Origin of the sequence: Serratia fonticola (assembly GCF_001006005.1) — a bacterium.
Taxonomy (GTDB): Bacteria; Pseudomonadota; Gammaproteobacteria; order Enterobacterales; family Enterobacteriaceae; genus Chania; species Chania fonticola.
The window spans coordinates 198,688-222,045 of the sequence record NZ_CP011254.1; the positions used below are offsets into that span (position 1 = coordinate 198,688).

The following is a 23,358-nucleotide window of genomic DNA, read 5'->3' on the forward strand; positions in this document are numbered from 1 at the left end:
ACGATGGACTGTCAGACGTTAAAGCTTTCGCCGCAGCCGCACTCGCTTGAGACGTTCGGGTTGTTGAACTTGAAGCCTTCGTTCAGACCTTCCTTGACGAAATCAAGCTCGGTACCGTCCAGATAGACCAGGCTCTTGCCGTCAATGATCACCTTGACGCCTTTGTCTTCAAAAACGATATCATCGTCGTTCGTTTCATCAACAAATTCGAGTACATACGCCATTCCGGAACAGCCGGAAGTTCGCACGCCCAGACGCAGGCCGAGACCTTTGCCACGGTGGTCCAAAAATGCCTGAACCCGCTGCGCGGCGCTGTCGCTCATGGTAATCGACATAACAACCTCTTCAATCTTAGCCCGCAAAGCTGGCTAACTGACTCAATAATAACTACTTGGCGCTGTGCTTGCTCTTGTAGTCGGCGATCGCTGCTTTAATGGCGTCTTCGGCCAGAATTGAGCAGTGAATTTTAACCGGAGGTAACTCCAGTTCTTCGGCGATCTGGGTATTTTTGATCGCTTCGGCCTGATCAAGAGACTTGCCTTTCATCCATTCGGTCACCAGCGAGCTGGAAGCGATGGCGGAACCGCAGCCGTAGGTTTTGAAACGGGCATCTTCGATAATGCCTTCGTTGTTGACCTTGATCTGCAGCTTCATCACGTCGCCACAGGCCGGTGCCCCTACCATACCGCTACCGACGGTAGGATCTTCGTTATCAAACGACCCTACGTTACGCGGGTTTTCATAATGATCGATTACTTTTTCGCTATAAGCCATGACGTTGCTCCTGGATCCTGAGAATTAATGATGTGCCCATTCGATGCTGTTGATATCCACGCCCTGCTTGAACATGTCCCACAGTGGGGAGAGATCGCGCAGACGGCCAATGGATTTACGCACCAACGAAATGGTGTAATCGATCTCTTCTTCCGTGGTGAAACGCCCCAGGGAGAAACGGATCGAGCTGTGCGCTAACTCATCACTCATACCCAGTGCACGCAGCACATAGGAGGGTTCAAGGCTGGCAGAAGTACAGGCTGAGCCTGAAGAAACCGCCAAGTCTTTCAACGCCATGATCAGCGACTCACCTTCAACATAGTTGAAGCTGACGTTGAGAATGTTTGGTGCACCGTGTTGCAGATCGCCGTTCAGATACACTTCTTCCATATCTTTCACGCCGTCCCACAGACGATCGCGCAGAATGCGCAGGCGTGCCATTTCGCTGGCCATTTCTTCTTTGGCAATACGATAGGCTTCACCCATGGCAACGATCTGATGTACTGCCAGGGTACCGGAACGCATACCGCGCTCATGGCCACCGCCGTGGATCTGGGCTTCGATGCGGATGCGCGGCTTACGCTGCACATACAGGGCACCAATACCTTTCGGGCCATAAATCTTGTGGCCGGAGAAGGACATCAGATCTACTTTCAGCTTGCTCAGATCGATAGGCAGTTTACCTACGCTCTGGGTTGCATCGACGTGATAGATGATGCCACGCGCCCGGCACATTTCGCCGATGGCGGCGATATCCTGCACCACGCCAATTTCGTTATTCACGTGCATGATGGAAACCAGGATGGTGTCTTCACGTATCGCGGCTTCTAGAACCTGGAGATCGATGATCCCGTTGCTCTGCGGTGCCAGATAGGTGACTTCAAAACCTTCGCGCTCAAGTTGGCGGCAGGTATCCAGCACGGCTTTATGTTCGGTTTTGCTGGTGATGATGTGCTTGCCTTTCTTCTGATAGAAGTTGGCAGCGCCTTTGATCGCCAGGTTATCGGATTCGGTGGCCCCAGAGGTGAAGACGATCTCACGCGGGTCGGCGCCAACCAGTTCAGCGATTTGGTTACGGGCGATATCAACCGCCTCTTCCGCCTGCCAGCCGAAACGGTGGGAACGGGAGGCCGGGTTACCGAAAGTGCCGTCCAGGGTCAAAAACTGCATCATCTTCTCGGCAACACGCGGGTCCACAGGGGTCGTGGCCGAGTAGTCCAGATAAATCGGTAATTTCATTGCTCTTGTACTCCGTACATCACTTCCAAAAACCAATAAATTAGTCGTCAGCTGCTTATGCGCGCAGATTAACGTTGATCGTTTCTTGCAGACGACCGTTGGCCGTGCGGCGCGTATCGCTATTTTGACGGTCTGCCACGTCCAGCACTTCCTGGTTGTTCACCAGTTCGGCCAGCGTAATATTGTTCAAGAACCCGCTGATGCGCTCGCTCAGATCGCGCCACAGGGTATGGGTCAGGCAACGATCGCCCCCCTGGCAGCCTTCTTTACCCTGGCAACGGGTGGCATCTACAGATTCGTCGACTGCGGAAATCACCGCGCCTACGGCGATAGCGTCCGCGTCTTTGCCCAACAGGTAACCACCGCCTGGCCCACGCACGCTGGCCACCAGGCCATTCTTACGCAGACGGGAAAACAGTTGTTCCAGATAAGAGAGCGAGATACCTTGGCGTTCGGAAATATCCGCCAGTGGTACCGGCCCTTCCTGGGAGTGTAATGCCACGTCGAGCATGGCAGTTACTGCATAACGGCCTTTGGATGTCAGTCTCATAGCTAATTGGTTACCTGTTGGTCAAACATGGGCCAAATTCTGACATTCCCGAGTAAATCAGTCAACTATTTAACCTACTAATTTACTCAAGTATTCGTGCTTTTTGTGCGCTTTGCTATCCGATGCATATAAAATACACCTTATAACCCCCAGATAAGCAATACTATCTTGCGTAACTGCGGGTGACAGCAAAATTAATTACCTTGCTGTTTATCCTGTTTCTCGATCGAGGTCAGCATGCCACGCAAGATATTCAGCTCCTGCGCTTCCGGGCGTGCCCGAGCAAACAGGCGGCGTAAACGGTTCATCACCTGCCCTGGATGGGCGGCGCGGATAAAGCCGGTGCGCACCAGCGTCTGCTCCAGATGCTGATAGAAGCGTTCAATATCATCCACCAGCGGATACGGCGACTCTTCCACCGGTGCAGCCTCTTCCTGCTGGCGATCGAGGAAGGCAACGCGAACCTCATACGCCAGGATTTGCACCGCCATGGCCAGATTCAGCGAGCTGTACTCCGGGTTGGCAGGAATGGCGACATGATAATGGCATTTCTGTAATTCGTCATTGGTTAGCCCAACGCGTTCACGGCCAAAGACCAACGCAACCGGCCCCTGCTCGCCTTCCTGTACCGCGCGTACGCCGCATTCGCGAGGTTCCAGCATCGGCCATGGGAGAGTGCGCGAACGAGCGCTGGTGCCTACCACCAAGCGGCAACCCGCAATGGCTTCATCAAAGGTATCGACAATCGTGGCGTTGCCAATCACATCGCTGGCGCCTGCGGCCAGGGCGATCGCCTGGGAATCGGGTTTCACCAGTGGATTGACCAGATAAAGGTTGGTTAACCCCATGGTTTTCATGGCACGGGCAGTAGAGCCCATGTTGCCGGTATGAGAGGTTTCAACCAGAACAATGCGGATATTGTGCAGCATACAAACTCTGAGCGTTGCGGAAAATCGTAGCATCCTAACACAGTCGTAGGTGTTTTGCCGAACACCTGCTATACTTCGCGCCGTTTCCTGTTCTTTAACATCCTGTGGAAGATACCCATGCATCCGATGCTGACTATCGCCGTGCGCGCTGCGCGCAAGGCTGGCAACCTGATTGCCAAAAATTACGAGACTCCAGACGCTGTAGAAGCGACACAAAAAGGTTCTAACGACTTTGTCACTAACGTCGATCGCGAGGCTGAGCGTCTGATCATCGAAATCATCCGTAAATCTTACCCGAAACACACCGTAATTGGTGAAGAGTGCGGTGAGTTAACCGGTGAAGATCAGGATGTACAATGGGTGATTGATCCACTGGATGGCACCGCCAACTTCATCAAACGTCTACCACATTTCTCCGTTTCCATCGCCGTACGCATTAAAGGCCGTACCGAAGTGGCCGTGGTTTACGATCCAATGCGCAACGAACTGTTCACCGCCACCCGTGGCCAGGGCGCCCAGCTCAACGGTTACCGTCTGCGCGGCACCAATGCCAAAGATCTGGATGGCACCATCCTGGCGACCGGCTTCCCGTTCAAAGTCAAACAGCACGCACCAGCTTACATCAACGTGCTGGGCAAACTGTTCACCCAATGTGCCGACTTCCGTCGTACCGGTTCCGCTGCGCTGGATCTGGCCTACGTTGCCGCTGGCCGCGTTGATGGTTTCTTTGAGATTGGCCTGAAGCCTTGGGACTTTGCTGCTGGCGAACTGCTGGTACGTGAGTCTGGTGGCTTGGTCACCGACTTTGTTGGCGGGCATAACCACTTCAGCTCTGGCAACGTGGTTGCCGGTAACCCGCGTGTGGTGAAAGCATTGCTTTCCAATATGCGTGAAGAACTGAGTGAAGCGCTGAAGCGTTAATCTCGGGCGGCATCAGGCTACTGATGTGGCATTACCCCTTGATTATCCAGACGGGCGCAGCATGCAGCGCCCCTACGTTTTGAGCCGGTGGGGTTGTCGGCAATGCTGCTGAATTTGTAGGATTCGGCCGTAGGGGCTCAGCATGCTGAGCCCGTTTAATAACAAGCACGTTTTCTACTGCAAACTGCTCAACCATTCACTGAGTCGCTGTTGGATATAATCCGGCGCCAGCTTCTCCTGCTCCAAACGCGTTCCTGGGTAATTTCCCGCGATCAACGCCTCAAACAGCACTAGTTCATCCGCCGTCAGGTGCGTTGGCACTACGGTCATCGAAGAATCCTCATCAACCATCATCGCTGAATAACGCATCACGGTAGTATGATCCATCATTAGAGCCGTCAGTTGTGGCAATTTGCTGCGGGCATCGCTCAACACATGCAATCCCCACGAGTCGATATCGCCCCAGTAAGCGACCTGTTTATCGGCCAGCCAGGGTGCATCCAGCCAACTGACATTCTTCCCTCCGCCGGATACCGCTATCGTATCTGCCAATAAGGGTAATCCCAATCCTGACTGCACATTCTCCACCACCAGAATATGTTTGGCCGGTAACGGTTGTTGTCGCAGCTCATCCACCGTTAACTGCAACAACCCTAATCCCCCCAGCCTGGCCTGCGCGGCGGCGCATAGCGGGCGTACCGTTAACCAGCCTTTATGATTGCCTTTAACATCCAGCCAGTTAGCCAAACCACCTTGTGCTTCGATCGCTCCATCATGCAGGCAATCGAGCAGATCGCTAATCAAGCGAACATATTGCTCGACAAATTTGGTATCAACGCCTTGCAGCGGTAAAGCACGCAGATACTGGCCATTCCCCATGCCGGGTTTAAGCTGAGGAATTAACTGCTGTAACCGCTGAATATCTATTGGGGATAACGAGGCTAATAACTCCAGGTAATTCACCAATACCGGGTACAATTTGGCCTCTATCGCCAATAATGGCGCCATATTTCGTACCCAGCTATCGCTGCGGGCTTGCGCCTCTTTCCCCAGATAAGCCAACAAGCTGGTGATATCCTCAAGCACCAACGCCATCGGCACCCGCTGGCTCCCTAACGTTCGATAATTACGTTCTTCCCACTCAAGCCATTGCTGCTGCGGAAATTGCCGCCAGGCACCGACGTAACGCTGAAAATGGGCCAGGTCAGCTAATATTGCCCGATTCGTCGGTGGTTTCAGCGAAACGCGTATGGGAAAAGGGCGTTCCCCTAAAAGACGGGCTTTCAAATTGCCCCGGTGAAACCACTCACGCTTCGAGATCATGGCATAAGCCTGCTCAGGCAAACGCCCCCAATCATCCGCCATGTTGGCCAACCTCGGTCAATTCGATGCCCAGGTTTTGCGCACGGCGTTGGCGTGCCGTATCCAAGCGCCGATCGATTTCCGCCCAGGTGACTTCACACAGGCGGCTTTCATGGTTCTTGGCATCACGTTCGGCAATCAGTAAAGAGCGCGCAGATTCACGCGCCAGGTTGAGGTTCTTATAGGGCGTAATGATATTGACGTGAATGTGCAACTCACGGAAGACCTGCAATACCCGGCGGCTGACGGCCTCCGCCGTATTGGAAAAGGCCTCATCCAGAAACACCGTACAGTAAACCGGCCGATCCTGGCCTTCGGGCGTCAACACATAGGCCAGGCTGGCGGCGACAATAGTGCCAGCGAAGGATTCTTTCTCTCCACCGGATTTACCGCCCGAAGATAGCAGGACGTCACGCACCTCATGATTGGCCATATCTCGCTCTTCGGCAAAGAAAGACATTTGATAACGCGCATCCAACAGGCGCAGGCTTTCCTGCGTTCCCGAAGAAACCGGATTGCTGGCTTTCTCGAGGATCCCTACCACCAGCCTTAGCTGCTGATAGCGGGCCAGATGATCGTCACTGGTTGCCTGAGCGAAAACCTTATCCAACTGGCGATTAAAATCCTGCACATGAGGATACAGTTCGGTCTTGGTACCCAACTTCAAGTAGCTCCCGGCCCGGAACTCGGTGCGAGCCAGCACTTTATTGATCGTCGCAATCCGCTCCAGAATATCATCGCGTTCGGCATCAATGCGCTGACGAATACGCACCATTGACTGGGTGGCGTGCTTGTTTAGACGTGCTTTGAACTGCTCCACCAAGGCTGGCAGACCTTCGCGCTCCAACTGTTCGAGGTGTTGCAAATACTCGGGCAGGCTGTCGACACCGGCTCCCCAACTGCCTGCGATAATTTCCCACTTGGTACGGAAGGATGACATGCTGCCCACCGCTTCCCGTAGGGCAGTGTTCTTGCGATCGCTGGCTTTATCCTGAGCTGTCACCAACCGCTTGCGATGTGATTCAGCCAAAAACGCCAGTTGAGACAGCTCCGCGTCGTCCAAAGCCCCGACTCGTTGTTGCAGCAGAAGACGCACTTCGTCTTCCATCCCAGGCTCAGCAGCCTTGCTGGCTTTATCCTGCTCGCGCTGCGCGTTGGCTTTTTCGTTATCCAACCCGCCTTGGCTGGCATTCTTGCGGTCTTTCTCTCCCCGCAAGGTGGCTAAACGCTGCTTGGCCTCTTCCCAACGTGCTTTACACTGCTGGAGATCGCTCCCCGAAGCCACCCACTGATTAAGCTGCTGCTCAATCCGGCCAACCTTGCCTTGCCACAACGGAGCATCGATATCTTCCCAACGATAGCGAGGCAGCTTTTGCCACAAAGCCTCCCGCTGGTTCACCTCATCCAGATCGATGCGCGCCGATTCCAGCGCCTTTTGCGTTTTGCTCAGCTCACTGCCTGATGACTTGATATCCTGCTCTAACAACGCAATACGCGTCTGGTTAGAAAACCCCAGTTGCCATGCCCGCCGATCGTCAACCTTATGCTGATCCTTTTTCTCAAAACGACCTTGGTCGCGATGGATCAACCCTTGCTGAGTCATGGAAAATGCGGTGGCATCCAGGGTTTCGACCGTATCGACACAGTGCAAATCAAAACGCGCCAGATGGTGTTGCAGCCAGCTGCGGTAAGGATGCTCGCGCCAGGTTAATTTATGCAGGTAGCCATCATGATGGAACGCGGGCTGGGCTGACGCGACAGCTTCCCGAACCACCTGCACTCGAACATGAAGCCCGGTATGGCGCTGATTCAGCCAGCGGGTCACTAAATGAAAACTCGCCTCCGGCACGGCTAGCGTCGTGCGTATACCGCCCAATGCCCGTTCTATAGCCCCCTGCCAATGTTGCTGATCCGGGTCAACATCCAACAGCTCCCCAATAAACAGACATTGTTCACGTGGCAACGCCAAGGCAGCCACCATTTCGTCACGCAAACGTTGGAAACGCAGATCGATATTCGAATCGGGCCGGGCGCGTATCCCTTCCAATTCCTGTTCAAGTTGGCGCAACTGCCCCTGCAAGTTTGCCAACTCGGCGCTCAGCGCGCCAAATCCATCTTGAGCTGCGCGCTTTTCATCGCTAATGGTTTGCAGCTTTTCCCGCGAAATCGCCTGATTATGCAGAAAGACACCTTCACGCAGGCTAGTCTCCAGCCCCAGCGCTTTAACCTCTTGCTGATACTCCGAGGCTTTAACTCCCACGCTTTCCAGTTGACGCTGAGCCTGCGCCAACTCTTGTTTGATGATTTCGATCCGGTCGCCACCGGCGTTAATATAATCCGTATGCGTTTTTTCAACCTGCTCCTGGGTTTCTTGCTCATCGCGATCCAACTGCCTGATTTCCAGCGCCAGCGCGTCCAGTTGGTTTTGTAACCCTTTGATCCGGCTATCCCACAGGCGAAAACCACATTCCCCCATGTAAACCGGTAAGGCATCAAGCTGGGCCGTCAGCCGTTTGATCTCCGCTTCACTGCTGCGCAAGCTACGATCTAAATCGGGGAATCTGATCAGGTGATCCCGCTGATTGCGAGCATCCAGCAAACGTTCATGGATCGCCACCAGATCGGCAAACTCATCCACCACTCGGCGGGCATCGTCTTTAACACCGCTGGCTTCCAACACCAGTTCACGGATCAATTCGGTTAAATCATCGATTTTCTTTAAACCCAGCGCCCGCGCCAGCAATGCCGGAGCATTTTTATTTTCCATATGCAGGCAGCGCCGGTAAGTTTCCTGATAATCACTAAAATTATCGCCGCATGGCGTAATGGCGGGATCTTCTTTCAACCATTGGTTCAAGCCACGTACGTTGCCTTCACCAAAGCGATCTAACAGCTCTTTCAAGGCGACATCGCGCCGGGCCACCAGATAGATCCGGCTAATGTCCGCCAGCGCGTGGCTGTGTTTGGTGGTCCAGAATAGCGCTGCCAACACGATGCAAGAGCCATCGTCGGCACGGTATAACGCCCTTAATGCGGTAAGCACTGGCCCTTCACGCTTGCTTTTGACCCGCGTTTTGGCTCCGTCATGCTCCGAGCCGAAACTACCGCGCATATAGGACACCAGCGAACGATCGGTGCGATCCCCCTGCGCCGCGGCAATATTAAACGAGGCTTTACCCGCGGGCAGCAGCAGCGCCATCAGGCCATCGATCAGCGTCGATTTACCTGACCCGTTATCCCCGGTCACCAGCGTGCCCAACGGATCGATGACGGCCGTATGCAGTTGGTGAAATGAGCCCCAGTTATAGACGGATAACTCAGCCAGTCTGATTTGCCCACAATCAGCACCAGCCAGCGTCAATTGTTCACTCTTCGCCATCATCTGCTTCCTCCTTGTTAGCCGGAGAGGTTTCCGCGTTCAGAGCCAGCCGCTCATACTCTTCGAGCATAGCCTCCAAAAATGCCGCATTGACCACATAACGAATGACCGGGGTAATTTCATAGCGCTCACTCTCACCACGGATCGCCGACAAAATATAGCGCTCGGCCATTTTATCTAACGCCGAATTCAGCTTCTTTCTATCCGCCTTGCTGTTATTGGTTAACGGCAGAAAGGGCGTCAGGTGGCTTTCGATACGCTCAATGTCAATGATCACACGCTGTTCGCCTGCGCGTTCCCGCTCCTGATAATGCTTGCGTAGTACCAACAGCAGTAAGGTGTCATACAAGGACAAGGTCCGGCGGTTAATCAGGGAAATGGTTTCCGTCTCTTCATCTTCCTCCAGATCTTGCTGCAGGACAAAAGCCACTCCGCCCGGTTCATCCAGCAATAAACGTAGATACATATTGGCCAGGTGATTACCGATGACGGCCTGATGGCGACATAAGGCTTCAAACAGCTTGGGCTTTTGCGCGGCCAGTACGACGCCAACACGCAGCAGGCTAACGAGAGTACGCCGGATCTCCGGAGCTAACACCTCGGTATCAACTTCCGTTATCTCTGGTTCAGCGGTAGCAAGCTCTGGTACCACCAAATCCAGCTCCAAATCCAACCGCTCTTCCGGCAATTTTGCCACGGGTTCAGGCTCAGGAGTGCGTTCCCGTTGCTCTTTGCTAAGCTGGCTTAAACGCCGCATGCGATCCAGTAAATCGCCTGATGACACTTTCTCTTCGCTCACAGCGCCAGCTCCCCCAAGTTCGCGGGAAACATGGCCGCACTCAGCAGATAGCCGGGTATCACCGCATTCAGTTGCACACCTTGTTTATCCGTCACCATTATGGTTTCCTTTTCATCCAGCTCTGTCGCTTTCACCGCTTTGGCAACGCGCAACCAGGCAACCAACTCTTCCAGCCCCATCTCTAACGGCTGCTGCTGTGCCAATGCGGCAAGGGTCATAGGGCCACCACGTTGCAATAGTTCCAGCAGGCACTGCGCCACTTCGAGCATTCTTACCGTGTCCAGATAGTCCAGCATATCGTCGCTGGGAATGCTGCCGTTGGTTTGAACTTCTACGCCAGAGGTATCCAACTGCTCATCGGGAGACTTCAGCAGCAGCGCATCTGGCGAGTAAAAGCGAATATGCCCAGTGGGTAGACGTACCGAGGTGCTGATTTTCAAGCTGTTCTGGTCTTCCTTGAAGCGGATCGCCAACCGCTCCAGCCGCCCCAACAGACGATCCACCGCGCGCTGTTCAGACAATGTCCCGCTTTCGATATAAGCACGCAAGCTCTCTTCGGTCTTACGGCGGATCAGAAATACCCGTTCACTTTCACGGCTCAGCTCACGCATCAGTTGCCCAAGAAACTGCTTCTGCTGGGCCGTTAATGATTCTGCGACCGGGAGATTCAGGATCACCTGTAACTGCTCACGAAATTCCGTCGTACGGTTTTGATCGCACAATAATTGGAAAAACCCCTCGAAGGCACTGCCAGCATCGGTCTCGGTCAATAGCTGTTCTTTTTCCAGCACCGCCAATAGCACTTCCCCTCGGCTTGCTCCCTGTTCGATCATCTGGATACGAATATCTTTATCCATGGTGCGGATTTCGTCTTCGACACGGCGAAAATCCCCCGTCAGCACCGAAGCCAACTGATAGATTTCCCGTAAGCGCTCTCGTTGCTGAGAAGGTGACAGCTCAACGATCACTCCGGCCTTAACCGCATCGATTTCGCGCTGAATTTCACGCCTCTTCTGCTCAAGCACCGCCAAACGGCGATCGGGATTGGGGGAAATAGAAATGACAAAATCACGTACCGCATCTTGTACGATGCGTAAATGTGAGGCTGTGGTGGTGGCATTGTGCTGATCTAAGGAGAGGCTGAAGCGTAGGGCTGTCTCACAGGCATCGGTTTTGGTCAGTTGGCCGTCCAACTCACGTAACCACCCTGCCTGGATCCATTGGTTCAGATAGCTGGTCGCTGGACTTTCGGTGATCCAAATGCCCTGGAGGCGGCACTGTTCAAGGATGCTTTCCAACAGAATGCGGGCTCGCCCATAGGGCACTTCATTTTCTTCACTGAACAGATCGGCGACGAAAGCCAATATCAACGGGGCGTTATCTGCGCGCAATAACTTCCAGGCAATATTTTCCTGATAGATACGCCGGAATCTGGCTTGGAACTCATAGAAACTAATGATAAACCTCTCTTTCCTTATAAGAAATCCTGAGGGATTACATTAGGTTATTTTACTTATGTTAGCTCTTTGTTCAATATTTAATCTCGCGATCAACGGGAAAAAGGTCGTATCCCGCCACCAAATTCCGGCTGAGCGCTGACGTACAGCAGCACACCGGCAAACAGCAGAATCAAACCTCCGGCTAACGCCAACGTACCCCAAGCAACCGCACTCCAGGCTGCCGGTGCGCGCTGACGGCTGAGGCGTATCGCCAACTTACGGCTGTAATGCACCAACAGCGCCAATCCGGAAATTGTGATCGAGGTCCCCAGTGCCATGGCCAGTGCCGACAACACGCCCCAGGTAAAAACGCCGATCACCTTGGAAAACAGCAATACCAGGATCGCCCCGGAGCAAGGCCGTAGCCCCATTGCCAGCACAATCGCCGTTTTGGTACGCCAATCATTGCCGGCTTGCAGTTCCTCATCGCTCGGCAAATGCCGGTGGCCGCAACCACAATTCGCGCTATGCACATGATCGGCTGGCAAAGGCTGCAAGCTGTTGATGCGCAGCACAGGCCGAGGCCGCATGGCTTTCACCGCCATAAACAAGCGCTTTAATGCCCGCCAACTGAGCAAGACGCCGAGCAGGATCACCAGAATAAAACTGCCCTTCTCCAGCCAGAAACTACTTTGATGCAACTGGCGGGAAGAGAGCTGCAGCACCACCAGCACTAGCGTGACCAGGGCAATCGCGACCAATCCCTGCACCACGGAGGCGGCAAACGTCAGCTTCAGGCTGCTTTTCAACCGTGCCGGGTGGGTAGCCAGATAGGTGGCGATCACCACTTTACCGTGGCCCGGACCCAGGGCATGCAATACGCCATAGCCTAGACTGAACAACATCAGCGCCACTCCCGCTTGCTGGGGATCCGCTTTTACCTGTTGCAGCAACGCCGCCATTTCCTGATGTAGCCCTTTCTGCCACACCACGCTTTGCATCAACAACTGCGGCCAGTAATGCCAAACCCACTGAGCCACCGCAGCCAGCAAAATGAAGAACAGCAACAACGGCCACAGGCTGAAGGCCCAATGGCGCTGAGGTTTGCTGGCCTGGCTGAGGTTTACTGACATGTTAACGTCACCCGCTGGGCAAACTGTTGCCCCAACGCCATATCTTCGCCTGGCGAGTCGTTCTTATCGAGAGACAGTGCGTAGGCTTGCAACGACTCATTTGGCTTTGGTGTCATCAGGCTGAATTTGCACTGCTTGGCCATTTCTGGCGGCAAATGCAGCGCCTTTTGATCCTGATAGGTCATGTCCACAAAATAGGTGGGATCGTAGGTGGCAATCTCAAACGGCTTCCCCACCAGCGGCTGTGGCTCCGCCAGCGGCAACACAAACTCCAGCACGGCTTTATGGCCCTGCCGGGATAGATGGTATTCGGTTGGCAAGTTGAGGTATTTCACCGGTTTGCCTGCGCGGTAAATATCGGTGAAATAGTGCTGCCCGAGGACGTTAGCCATCACTTCCGCCGCCAGTTTTTTCCAGACTTCTGAATCGCTGTTGGCATTTTCTGCGTCATACAGCAGATCCGCCGAGGTGATCTCATCCATTACCCAAACCATTTTTAAACCGGTCAGCTTCTGATCCTTAGCCACAAAAGTGGTGTTCATATCGATAAAACTGTGTGGGTGGGCCAGTGCCCCCATGCTGATCATCATTACCAAGCAGGCCACCAGGGCGCGGAGTTTCATCATCCAAGCATACTTTTTATTGTTATAATATAACATCAACAAAACCTCAACCGGCGTGAACAAGCCGAATAACTGTGACGAAAGTAGTAAGCCGAAGTAAAAGCAGGGGCAACTGCCACGCCCCGCAGAGCCTTTTGCTATGCTTAAACATAATTTAAACACGACCTGCCAGAAGGTGATATGAGCCTGGAGACTTCTTCTGCGCCTGAGTTCTCCGGTCAACAACGGCGCTGTCATTTACTGCTGATGCTGTATGCGCCAGTGCCCTCGGTACAACTGGAGACAATCGGCCAAATCAACGGCGTAGACCTGCTCATTACCCGGCAAGATATAGCCGAGGTTGCCAGCGAGATCCAGCATTTCCATCATCTGGAAATCAGCGGCGATCCCGACGAAGGCTACCAGATCCAGGGCAGCGCGCTGGATCTACGGTTGTGTCTGCTCCAATGGCTACGGCGAGCCTTGCGTTGCAGCCCTGAGTTTGTCGAACAACACTTTGGCCCTCAGTTTCAGCGGGCGATGCAGCTTCAGCACCAACAGCTTCCGGCACTGGAATTGTGCATCAACCAATGTGAACAGCGCCTTAACCGCCGTTTTGAGCAGCGTGACCGACTGTTTTTGCAACACTATCTTTGTTATTGCGTCTGGGCTAGCCAGCATCAGCGCCATCCTCAATTTGATCGCCGCCAGCATGAGTGGCTGCAAAGCAAGCCAGAGCACCTGGCGGCAGCGGAACTGCATCAAGCGCTGAATCAGCTATTTGGCCAGCTCGGTGATAGTAGAGAATGCGACTTCCTGGCGTTGATGTTTACCCTGCTGAAAAGTCACAGCTACCAGAGCAGCGATTCGCCAGAGGACCAACGCTTGATGGCGGCCATCGGGCAGGTGGTGGAACGCTTCCAGCAGATCTCCGGCATGCATTTCAGCAGCCAGGAGGGGTTAATCAGCCAGCTGTTTGCCCATTTGGCCCCTGCCGTGGAACGCTGCAGGTTTGCTATCGGCATCGACAATACGCTACTGGAAGAGGTGGTCCGTAAATATCCCCGTCTGATGCGCACCACGCAGGAGGCATTAGCACCGTTTGAACAAGAATATGAGATTCAATTTTCGCGGGAAGAAGCAGGGCTAGTGGCGATCAGCTTTGGTGCCTGGTTGATGCAGGGCAACGCGCTGCAGGAAAAGCAGATACTGTTGCTGACGCTGGATAACCCGCAGTTGGAAGAAGAAGTGGAATATCAGATCCGCGAACTGACGCTATTACCGTTGAATATCAAATATCAGCCGTTGCACGATTATCTGCTCGCAGGCGCGCCACAAGGGATTACGCTGGTGATCAGCCCCTATGCCACACCGAGCCAGGAGCAACCACCCACACTGATTATTACCGAATTGCCGCTGGAGCGTCAGCAGCGCAAGGCGATCCGTGCGCTGCTGGAAAGCCATTAGCGGCTGCTGTTAACCGCCACCGCCGGTGGGCGAATAAACAGCGCTGGCACCACCACCGCGACCATCACCCAGAACACTCCGCCCTGATAATGCTCGAATAGGAAGCCGGCCACCACGGTCATCACGGCAATGCCGCCGCCCATCGCCAGCGCCGAATAAACCGCCTGCAGACGGATGACTTCTGCCCCCTGACGCGCCGCAATAAAGCGCATTGCCGCCAGATGGCAGACCGTGAAGGTACCACAGTGCAGCACCTGCACCAGCAACAGCCAGCCGATTTCCGTCGTGGTTGCCATCAACCCCCAACGCAACAGACCGCATACTGCGGAAAGTAACAGCAGATTACGCGCGTTCCAGCGGCGGAACAGGAAATTGCTGCTGGCAAAGATAACCACTTCGGCGACCACGCCCAAAGACCACAGGTAGCCGATAGTCGCCGCAGAATAACCCGCCTCTTCCCAATAGATAGAGGCAAAGCTGTAATAACCGGCATGTGCCCCTTGCAACAGCGTCACGCACAGCAGAAAACGCCAGACTGGCCCTTCGCTGAGCAGTTCACGCCAGGAGCGGCTAGGTTCATTCTGCGCCCGAGCCTCACCTTGTGGCTGCACGCTCGGTTTCAGCAACATGCCCACCAGCATCGCCAGGATGCTGACCAGCAGGCTGATCAAAATCGCATTATGGCCCCAAACGGACACCAGCTTGCCGGTTAACGCCGAGCCGATCACAAAGGCCAGCGATCCCCACAGCCGCACCCGGCCATAGTCCAGAGTGATCTGCCGTTGCCAGGTGGCAGCCAACGCATCGGTCAGGGGAACCAGCGGGGAGAAGAACAGGTTAAAACCGGCGATCACCAATATCAGCCAGGCCCAACCATTACCGAAGCAGAAGCCGACGGCAAACGCCAGAGAGAGCAATGCCAACAAACGCAACGCAGTGATTAAATATGAGGGATCTTTTACGCGTGGAGCAATCAGCAGGCTACCCAGGAAGCGCGCTACCAAGCCAGCGCCGAGCAAGATACCGATGGTTTCAGGCGGTATGCCCTCACCTTTTAACCAAACGCTCCAAAACGGTAGATAGATGCCATAGGAAAAGAAGTACGTGAAATAACTGAGAGCGAGCCAACGCGTTGATTGCAGAACCATGTTCCCTCCAGGATGAGGGCAATACTTTGACAGAGCTCACACCTTGCAGCAATCTTCCTTCATGCTCAAAGGGCTAGAGTGCAAAGCAGTTCACAGTTTCGCTGCAACAAAGCCAAAAAAACCCGCCGAAGCGGGTTTATCTGCAAACCAATCGAAGTACTTAGGCGTAAACCGGGAAGCGAGCGCAGATATCCAGCACTTTCTTCTTGGTACGTTCGATAGTGGCTTCGTCGTTCAGGTTGTCCAGCACGTCACAGATCCAGCCAGCCAGTTCACGCACTTCGGCTTCTTTAAAGCCACGGCGAGTCACCGCTGGGGTACCCAGACGGATGCCAGAGGTCACAAACGGGCTCTTCGGATCGTTTGGCACGCTGTTCTTGTTAACGGTGATGTTAGCGCGGCCCAACGCGGCATCGGCTTCTTTACCGGTCAGGTTCTTATCGACCAGGTCCAGCAGGAACAGGTGGTTGTAGGTGCCGCCAGAAACCACTTTGTAACCGCGATCCAGGAACACTTTCACCATCGCTTTGGCGTTATCGGCCACTTGCTGCTGGTAAACCTTGAACTCAGGCTCCATCGCTTCTTTCAACGCTACCGCTTTACCCGCGATCACGTGCATCAGCGGGCCGCCCTGGCCACCTGGGAAGACGGCAGAGTTCAGCTTCTTGTACAGATCTTCATCACCACCTTTGGCCAGGATCAGGCCGCCACGCGGACCTGCCAGCGTTTTGTGAGTGGTGGTGGTCACGACGTGAGCATGAGGAACCGGGTTCGGGTAAACGCCAGCGGCAATCAGGCCAGCCACGTGTGCCATATCCACGAACAGGTAAGCACCGATGCTGTCAGCGATTTCACGCATTTTTGCCCAATCAACCACACCGGAGAAGGCCGAGAAGCCGCCGATGATCATTTTTGGTTTGTGGGTCTGCGCCTGTTTGGCCAGATCGTTATAGTCAATCTGCCCGGATTCATCGATGCCGTAAGGCACCACGTTATACAGCTTACCGGACAGGTTCACCGGTGAACCGTGCGTCAGGTGGCCGCCGTGTGCCAGATTCATCCCCAGGATGGTGTCACCCGGCTGCAGCAGTGCGGTATAAACGGCAAAGTTAGCCTGAGAACCAGAGTGCGGCTGCACGTTGGCATAGTCGGCACCGAACAGCTCTTTGGCGCGATCGATCGCCAGTTGCTCAACGATATCAACGTATTCGCAACCGCCGTAGTAACGCTTGCCCGGATAGCCTTCTGCGTATTTGTTGGTCAGTTGGGAACCCTGGGCCTGCATCACACGCGGGCTGGTGTAGTTCTCAGACGCAATCAGCTCAATGTGCTCTTCCTGACGCACCACTTCCTGCTCCATTGCATGCCACAGTTCGGCATCATAATCAGCAATGTTCATTTCACGCTTTAACATCCGGCATCTCCTGACTGAAATCAGCTAGCTTAATTTACCCCTATGGGTGCTGGGCCACAGTGTAAACCGTTTCGGCCTATCGAAGATAGGTCTTGACAGAGGTTTTTACGCAAACGATTGGCATCAGGTGGCGTAAGGCTTTGAACCCTTAAAGGACGCATTTTGGCAACGGAGTTTTACTCATCAACAAAATGCGCTTTTTTCAAGTTCTGTGAAGGCGATCGACGGTTAACAACCCCGCAACAACAACAGGGATATTTACAAGCATGAGAAAATTTCATAAGATGCATATAAAATGCATCTATTAGATAATCATAAAAACATCCCCAAGGAGCCTCACCATGCTGGATAGTCAAACCATCGCCACCGTTAAATCGACCATCCCCCTGTTAGCCGAAACCGGCCCCAAACTGACCGCCCACTTCTACGATCGCATGTTTGCTCATAACCCTGAATTGAAAGATATTTTCAATATGAGCAACCAGCGTAACGGCGATCAGCGCCAGGCGTTGTTCGATGCTATCTGCGCTTACGCCAGCAATCTGGAAAACCTGGCCGCCCTGCTGCCTGCGGTAGAACGCATTGCCCAGAAGCACGCCAGCTTCAATATCCAGCCCGATCAGTATCAGATTGTCGGCCACCACCTGTTAGCCACGTTGGACGAAATGCTCAGCCCTGGTCAGGAAGTGCTTGATGCCTGGGGAAAAGCCTACGGGGTGCTGGCCAACGTGTTTATTCAGCGTGAAGGCCAGATTTATCAGGAAACGGAAAAGAGTGACGGCGGCTGGCGTGATTTGCGAGCCTTCCGCATCGTGAAAAAACAGCCGCAGAGCGAGGTCATATCCAGCTTTATACTGGCACCGGTAGACGGCGGCCGCGTGGCCGATTACCAGCCGGGTCAGTATCTGGCGGTTTATATTAACGATGGTAGCCTGCAACATCAGGAGATCCGCCAGTATTCACTCACCACCGCATCGAACGGGGAATATTACCGTATCGCGGTCAAACGTGAGGAACAGGGCGCCGTTTCCAACTTCCTGCATCAACAGGCCAAAGAAGGCGATATCATTCATCTCGCGGCACCACACGGCGATTTCTTCCTGCAGGTAGAACCTACTATGCCGGTGGCATTAATCTCGGCAGGTGTTGGCCAAACGCCAATGCTGGGGATGCTTAACACCCTGCACGACAATCAGCATCCGGCCAACATCCACTGGCTGCATGCAGCAGAAAACGGCTCGGTGCATGCTTTTGCCGACGAAGTGGCGGATATCGCCGGGCGTATGCCTAATCTGAGCCGTCATGTCTGGTATCGTGAACCCAATGCCGATGATGTGCAGGGCCGCGATTATCACAGCCAGGGCCTGATGGATCTGAGCGCATTGCGTAGCGAGTTGAGCGATCCGCAGATGCATTACTACTTCTGTGGCCCGGTGCCGTTTATGCAGCACGTGGGTAAGCAGTTGCTTGAGATGGGTGTGGAGGCCGAACGTATCCACTACGAATGCTTCGGCCCGCATAAGGTGCTGTAAGGCTTCAGGTAAGGGGCTCAGCAATGCTGCGCCCCTACACCCTGTTATTTAGTCCGCTTCCAAGCATCCCGTACCTGCTCCGCCGTTACCGGCGCAGCCTGGTTCCCCCAGCTCCCGCGCAGATAGCTCATCAGATCGGCAGCCTTCTGATCGTTGAGCACCCAGCCATAGCCCGGCATAACGATCGCCGTGGCATGTTGGGTGACAGGCGTATGAGCGCCCTCCAGCACCACGCGCAACGCAGTCAGCGGATTATCCGCCGTCACCGACAGATTGCCCGCCAGAGCAGGTATGACATTGTCGCTCCCCTCCCCCTTATTGCCATGGCAAGTTGAACAGTACATCGCATAGATCTGCCCGCCAGAAGCCATGCTCGCGCTTGATGCCGCCGTAGTTGCTACAGGTTTCGGTGCCTCTATCTCCAGGCTGTGTACATACTGCGCGATAGCCTTTAAGTCGTCATCACTGAGGTATTGCGTGCTGTGCGCCACGACGTCGCTCATTGGCCCGGCCACTGCCGCATGTTGGCTACGGCCGCTTTTCAGCAGCGCAACCACATCATCCGGCTTCAACCCACGCAGGCTCGGCGCATACCAACCATCCAACTCTGCGCCGCTCAGGAACTCAGCGGATTGGTTATCCAGCCCTTTTTCCTGCATCGCCCAGCCGCGCGGAGTATGGCAACTGCCACAGTGGCCCAACCCCTGCACCAGGTAGGCGCCGCGGTTCCACTGGGCGCTTTGCTTACTGTCTGGCTGATAGGTTTGGTCTTCATGGAACAGCGTATTCCATACCGCTAACGGCCAACGCATGGACAACGGCCAGCTGATATCGCTTTCCCGGTTGGCAGTGCCTTGCGCCGGGACTTCGTGCATCAGGTAGTCATACAGAGCGCGCATGTCCTGCTCGCTCATTTTGGCGTAGGAGGTATAAGGCATGGCGGGATACAGGCGATGCCCATCTTTGGCCACGCCCTGCCGCATGGCACGGTCGAACTCTTCAAAGCTGTAGCTGCCAATACCTTGCTGCTTATCCGGCGTGATGTTGGTGGCATAGATATCCCCTACCGGCGTGGGGAACTTCATCCCACCCGCCAGTTCCTTACCACCCGGAGCCGTATGGCAAGCCGTACAGTCCCCTGCCTTGGCCACATATTCACCGGCGGACATGGCGTGAGCCGAGCCACCAGCCAGTAACAGCATCAGATACAACGGACGTAATGTCATACCCCCTCCTTGGCAGCCACTTTGCCGTAAGCCAGTTCATTCACTGCTCGCCAAGCCTGATCGATCGCCGAGTTGGCATAGGGGCTCCAGTCGGAATCGGAATTGGCAATGACGATCTTGCCGATCGGCTGGCGTGCGGTTTCGATAATCTTTTGGGATCCATCTTCATCATCGAACATGCCGTTGAGGAAATAGGAGTAACCGTGCGACCAGCGGTTGACGGTGATCGCCTGAATATCCCGCTGATGATCAAATCCGGCATCACCTAACATGCCCTGCAACTGTTCACGGATCATCTGCTCGTGTACCTCAAACGGAGTTCCTAGCAACAGCGCTCTTCCTTTGCGCGACTGTTCACGCGGGCTAAGGCCGCTGCCGGGCAATGTTGGCACATACACCATATGCAGCCCGATAGGTTGGTTTGGATCGCGTGGGTGCTGATATCCCCCCATGCTTACCGGGTAGTCCAGTTTCACCCGGCTATAAGGCGCAGTCGGGGCATAGACTTCGTGCACCCCCAGTTTGATAAACGGCTGCCAGTTGCGGATCACCACCTTGCTGTACACCAACGGCGATTTGACGTTCTGCTTCAGCGCCTCTTGCTGCTCGTGAGGCATTTCCGGGATCAGATAAGGGATCATCATGTTGTAACCGGCCATCACCACCTGCCCGGCACGTACTTTGACCATCTTCTCGCCGTTAATATAGGCCACCTCGGCCTTATCACCCACGTTGGCCACGTGCAGCCCGGTGCTGTTCAAGCGTAGTTTCACCGGTGACTCGGGGCGATCCAACTGGCTGTAATCAAACTTTGCCAGGATGACGTCGTTCATATCTTTGCCACCCGGTGCCACCGCCGGGATCAAATGGCGCACCATCAGGCGAGCCAGCGTGGCATTGCCATCCGGGAAGTGGAACACATAGGGATCGTCGAGATCGGCCTGCGATTCCTCATCCAGCGGCGGCAGGTTCATGCCGTTCAGGCCCGGCAGATCACAGATTCGGGCATCGCTGCATGAGGTCGCATCAATGCCGACGGCCTGAAAATCGTTGGTGGTTTGCTGGAAATAGCGGATCGCCATTTCGCTCAGCCCCACTTTCTCGCGTAGGAACTGGCTATAGCTGTGCTTGTCCAACCAGGCCATCTTCTCTTCCTGGCTCAGGCCCGGCAGGTAGTCTTTTTCAACGGTGTGCAGCGCAATCAAGGCCTGGCGATCGGCCTGCGGCAACGGGAAGTCGTTGATAAAATCTTCATAAGAGCGACCATTGAGGCGGTCACGCGGAATATCATCCGCCACCACTCGGCCCGGATCGCCACTCACCACCTTATCAACGCCAAAGTTCTGGCGATCGAAATAGACGCCACGGCTGAGATTCAGATCCGGGTAGAAAGTAGTGTCGAAGGCCTTTTCCATACCGTCCAGGCTAACGCCCAGGTTTTTCAATAGCCCCATGGCTACCGGGCTGAAGTTGGAACGTGGCGACTGTAACGATTCGCTGCCCCCGTAGCCGAGGAGGGTGCCGTTCTCGCTGCTGAATTCGTTACGCTTGGCGTGGCCGCCAAAGTCATCATGGTTATCAATCAGCAAAATACGTTGCTGTTTGCCCTTCATCTGCTGCCAGAAACAGGCCGCCGCCAAGCCACTGATGCCAGCGCCGACGACCACCAGATCGAATTCTTCCTCGATCGGCAGGCTGCCAAAATCAAAGGTTTTGCCATCACGCCCCAACTGATGGGCATGTTCGAATGAGCCTGGGTGATTGCCACGCAGACCAGTTAACGCGGGTGGGTAATACAGGGTTTGATGGGCGGCTTGCGGCGATGCGCGGAGGATCTGCATCGGCGTTAGCCCAGCGGCGATGGTGATCGCCACCCCATTTAAAAAATCGCGACGGGTGATAGCCATAAAAGCGTCCTTTTATTCTTTATTATTATCAGGCCAGCCGAAGCCAGCCTGAGAGCCGCGTTATTGTGCGTATAAATCCTGTCAGATCAAGCAGATTAGTGTTTGAACATGACGTGGCGAATGGTGGTGTAATCCTCCAGTCCGTACATCGACATGTCTTTGCCATAGCCAGACAGCTTCTGCCCGCCGTGCGGCATTTCGCTCACCAGCATAAAGTGAGTGTTCACCCAGGTGCAGCCATACTGCAAACGCGCGCTCAGGCGATGGGCACGCCCTACGTCACGCGTCCACAAAGAGGAAGCCAAGCCGTAATTGGAGGCGTTGGCCCAGGCCAGCACCTGCGCCTCGTCGTCGAATTCCGTCACCGTCACTACCGGGCCAAACACTTCACGCTGGACGATCTCATCTTCCTGGCGCGCGCCTGCCAACAGCGTTGGTTGGAAATAGAAGCCAGGGCCAGCGACTTTTTCGCCCCCGGTGACCACCTGGATATGAGGCAGTGCTTTGGCCCGCTCAACAAAGCCAATCACCCGCTCCAGATGCTGGGAAGTGATCAACGGCCCTAATTCGGTACTGCTGTCCTCCGGTGGCCCGATCTTCAAGCTGGCCACCGCTTCACCCAGCGCTTTCACCAGTTGTGGGTAAATGCCTTTTTGCGCATAGATCCGGCAGGCGGCGGTGCAATCCTGCCCGGCATTGTAAAAGCCGAAGGTGCGGATGCCGTCAACAACCTGCTGAATATCGGCATCATCGAAGACGATTACCGGCGCTTTGCCCCCCAGCTCCATATGCGTACGTTTAATGCTTGGCGCGGTATGAGCAATGATATGTTCGCCAGTAGCAATAGAGCCGGTAAGAGACACCATCCGCACCTTGTCGTGGCCGGTCAGCACATCGCCCACGCTGGCACCACGGCCAAACAGCACGTTGAGCACGCCCGGCGGGAACACGCCAGCGGCCAGTTCGGCCAGCTTGAAGGTGGTTAGCGGCGTCTGTTCAGAAGGTTTGATCACCACACAGTTCCCTGCCGCCAACGCGGGTGCCAACTTCCAGGCGGCCATCATCAGCGGGTAGTTCCAGGGAGCAATCGAAGCCACCACGCCCAGCGGATCGCGGCGGATCATCGAGGTATGGCCGGCCAAATATTCACCGGCAGCCATGCCACTCAGGCAACGGCTGGCACCGGCGAAGAAGCGGAAGACATCGGCTACCGCTGGCAGTTCGTCATTCAGCGCGCAGTGATAAGGCTTGCCACAGTTGAGGGACTCCAGCTTGGCGAAGGTTTCCGCATGTTGGTCAATCACGTCCGCCAGCGCCAGTAAGTGTTCGGCGCGCTCTTTCGGGGTGGTTTGCCCCCACTGTTCAAACGCCGCATCGGCGGCCTGCACGGCCTCTTCAACCTGCTGTGCGCTGGCCTCGGCCACCTGCACAATCACTTCTCCCGTCGCCGGGTTGTAGACCGGCAACTTTTCGCCCTGGCCGGTAACCAGTTGACCATTAATCAGCAGTTGGCTTTGCATAAGGTTATCCTTTGAAA

The 23,358-nt window shown here is 54.8% G+C and carries 19 protein-coding genes; 3 read left to right on the forward strand and 16 right to left on the reverse strand.

From position 1 onward, the window contains the following. Positions 1-11: 11 nt before the first annotated feature. The 5 genes from iscA to trmJ form a co-directional block, all read right to left on the reverse strand. Positions 12-335, reverse strand: coding sequence for an iron-sulfur cluster assembly protein IscA (gene iscA, locus WN53_RS00775; protein ID WP_021178859.1), 324 nt, complete (start codon positions 333-335; stop codon positions 12-14). Positions 336-387: 52 nt separating this feature from the next. Then, on the reverse strand, positions 388-774 hold the full coding sequence (gene iscU / locus WN53_RS00780) for a Fe-S cluster assembly scaffold IscU (RefSeq protein ID WP_004952090.1): 387 nt from the start codon (positions 772-774) through the stop codon (positions 388-390). Positions 775-798: 24 nt separating this feature from the next. Beyond that, positions 799-2,013 carry an IscS subfamily cysteine desulfurase gene (locus WN53_RS00785; RefSeq protein WP_024484245.1) on the reverse strand — a complete coding sequence of 405 codons (1,215 nt, stop codon included), beginning with the start codon at positions 2,011-2,013 and terminating at the stop codon, positions 799-801. 55 nt (positions 2,014-2,068) lie between these two features. Then, a complete protein-coding gene (gene iscR / locus WN53_RS00790; RefSeq protein WP_021178861.1) occupies positions 2,069-2,563 on the reverse strand; it encodes a Fe-S cluster assembly transcriptional regulator IscR in 495 nt (164 codons plus the stop codon). 194 nt (positions 2,564-2,757) lie between these two features. Next, a complete protein-coding gene (gene trmJ, locus WN53_RS00795) occupies positions 2,758-3,492 on the reverse strand; it encodes a tRNA (cytosine(32)/uridine(32)-2'-O)-methyltransferase TrmJ (RefSeq protein ID WP_024484246.1) in 735 nt (244 codons plus the stop codon). Positions 3,493-3,609: 117 nt separating this feature from the next. Here trmJ and suhB point away from each other — a divergent pair, with 117 nt between their 5' ends. After that, positions 3,610-4,413 carry an inositol-1-monophosphatase gene (gene suhB / locus WN53_RS00800; RefSeq protein ID WP_021178863.1) on the forward strand — a complete coding sequence of 268 codons (804 nt, stop codon included), beginning with the start codon at positions 3,610-3,612 and terminating at the stop codon, positions 4,411-4,413. A gap of 174 nt (positions 4,414-4,587) precedes the next feature. On the opposite strand, the gene WN53_RS00805 is transcribed toward suhB, so the two are convergent. The 6 genes from WN53_RS00805 to WN53_RS00830 form a co-directional block, all read right to left on the reverse strand. Then, complete coding sequence (locus WN53_RS00805; RefSeq protein ID WP_024484247.1) at positions 4,588-5,778, reverse strand: DUF3322 domain-containing protein; 1,191 nt, start codon at positions 5,776-5,778, stop codon at positions 4,588-4,590. After that, on the reverse strand, positions 5,768-9,157 hold the full coding sequence (locus WN53_RS00810; protein ID WP_200865460.1) for an ATP-binding protein: 3,390 nt from the start codon (positions 9,155-9,157) through the stop codon (positions 5,768-5,770). Before WN53_RS00810 ends, WN53_RS00805 begins: the two co-directional genes overlap by 11 nt. Then, the gene (locus WN53_RS00815; protein WP_024484249.1) at positions 9,141-9,953 is read right to left on the reverse strand and encodes a DUF4194 domain-containing protein; all 813 of its coding nucleotides are present in this window, start codon (positions 9,951-9,953) and stop codon (positions 9,141-9,143) included. The genes WN53_RS00810 and WN53_RS00815 overlap by 17 nt, the downstream gene beginning before the upstream one ends. Beyond that, the gene (locus WN53_RS00820) at positions 9,950-11,344 is read right to left on the reverse strand and encodes a DUF3375 domain-containing protein (protein ID WP_235166952.1); all 1,395 of its coding nucleotides are present in this window, start codon (positions 11,342-11,344) and stop codon (positions 9,950-9,952) included. The genes WN53_RS00815 and WN53_RS00820 overlap by 4 nt, the downstream gene beginning before the upstream one ends. A gap of 158 nt (positions 11,345-11,502) precedes the next feature. Continuing rightward, the gene (locus WN53_RS00825; protein WP_024484251.1) at positions 11,503-12,525 is read right to left on the reverse strand and encodes a nickel/cobalt transporter; all 1,023 of its coding nucleotides are present in this window, start codon (positions 12,523-12,525) and stop codon (positions 11,503-11,505) included. After that, the gene (locus tag WN53_RS00830; RefSeq protein WP_024484252.1) at positions 12,516-13,184 is read right to left on the reverse strand and encodes a DUF1007 family protein; all 669 of its coding nucleotides are present in this window, start codon (positions 13,182-13,184) and stop codon (positions 12,516-12,518) included. The genes WN53_RS00825 and WN53_RS00830 overlap by 10 nt, the downstream gene beginning before the upstream one ends. Positions 13,185-13,328: 144 nt before the next feature. Here WN53_RS00830 and csiE point away from each other — a divergent pair, with 144 nt between their 5' ends. Further along, a complete protein-coding gene (gene csiE, locus WN53_RS00835; protein ID WP_024484253.1) occupies positions 13,329-14,594 on the forward strand; it encodes a stationary phase inducible protein CsiE in 1,266 nt (421 codons plus the stop codon). Here the strand turns inward: csiE and WN53_RS00840 are convergent. After that, a complete protein-coding gene (locus WN53_RS00840; RefSeq protein WP_024484254.1) occupies positions 14,591-15,742 on the reverse strand; it encodes a 3-phenylpropionate MFS transporter in 1,152 nt (383 codons plus the stop codon). The two genes, csiE and WN53_RS00840, sit on opposite strands and share 4 nt — an antisense overlap. A 160-nt stretch (positions 15,743-15,902) precedes the next feature. Then, positions 15,903-17,156: a serine hydroxymethyltransferase gene (gene glyA / locus WN53_RS00845; RefSeq protein ID WP_024484255.1), complete on the reverse strand. Its 1,254-nt coding sequence runs from the start codon at positions 17,154-17,156 to the stop codon at positions 15,903-15,905. A 341-nt stretch (positions 17,157-17,497) separates the two neighbouring features. Here glyA and hmpA point away from each other — a divergent pair, with 341 nt between their 5' ends. Next, positions 17,498-18,688: an NO-inducible flavohemoprotein gene (gene hmpA / locus WN53_RS00850; protein WP_024484256.1), complete on the forward strand. Its 1,191-nt coding sequence runs from the start codon at positions 17,498-17,500 to the stop codon at positions 18,686-18,688. A 44-nt stretch (positions 18,689-18,732) separates the two neighbouring features. On the opposite strand, the gene WN53_RS00855 is transcribed toward hmpA, so the two are convergent. From WN53_RS00855 to patD, 3 genes are all read right to left on the reverse strand, one after another. Next, positions 18,733-19,914, reverse strand: coding sequence for a cytochrome c (locus WN53_RS00855; RefSeq protein ID WP_024484257.1), 1,182 nt, complete (start codon positions 19,912-19,914; stop codon positions 18,733-18,735). After that, complete coding sequence (locus WN53_RS00860) at positions 19,911-21,821, reverse strand: NAD(P)-binding protein (protein WP_024484258.1); 1,911 nt, start codon at positions 21,819-21,821, stop codon at positions 19,911-19,913. The genes WN53_RS00855 and WN53_RS00860 overlap by 4 nt, the downstream gene beginning before the upstream one ends. Positions 21,822-21,916: 95 nt before the next feature. Then, positions 21,917-23,341, reverse strand: a complete 1,425-nt coding sequence (gene patD / locus WN53_RS00865; RefSeq protein WP_024484259.1) for an aminobutyraldehyde dehydrogenase — start codon at positions 23,339-23,341, stop codon at positions 21,917-21,919. Positions 23,342-23,358 lie beyond the last annotated feature (17 nt).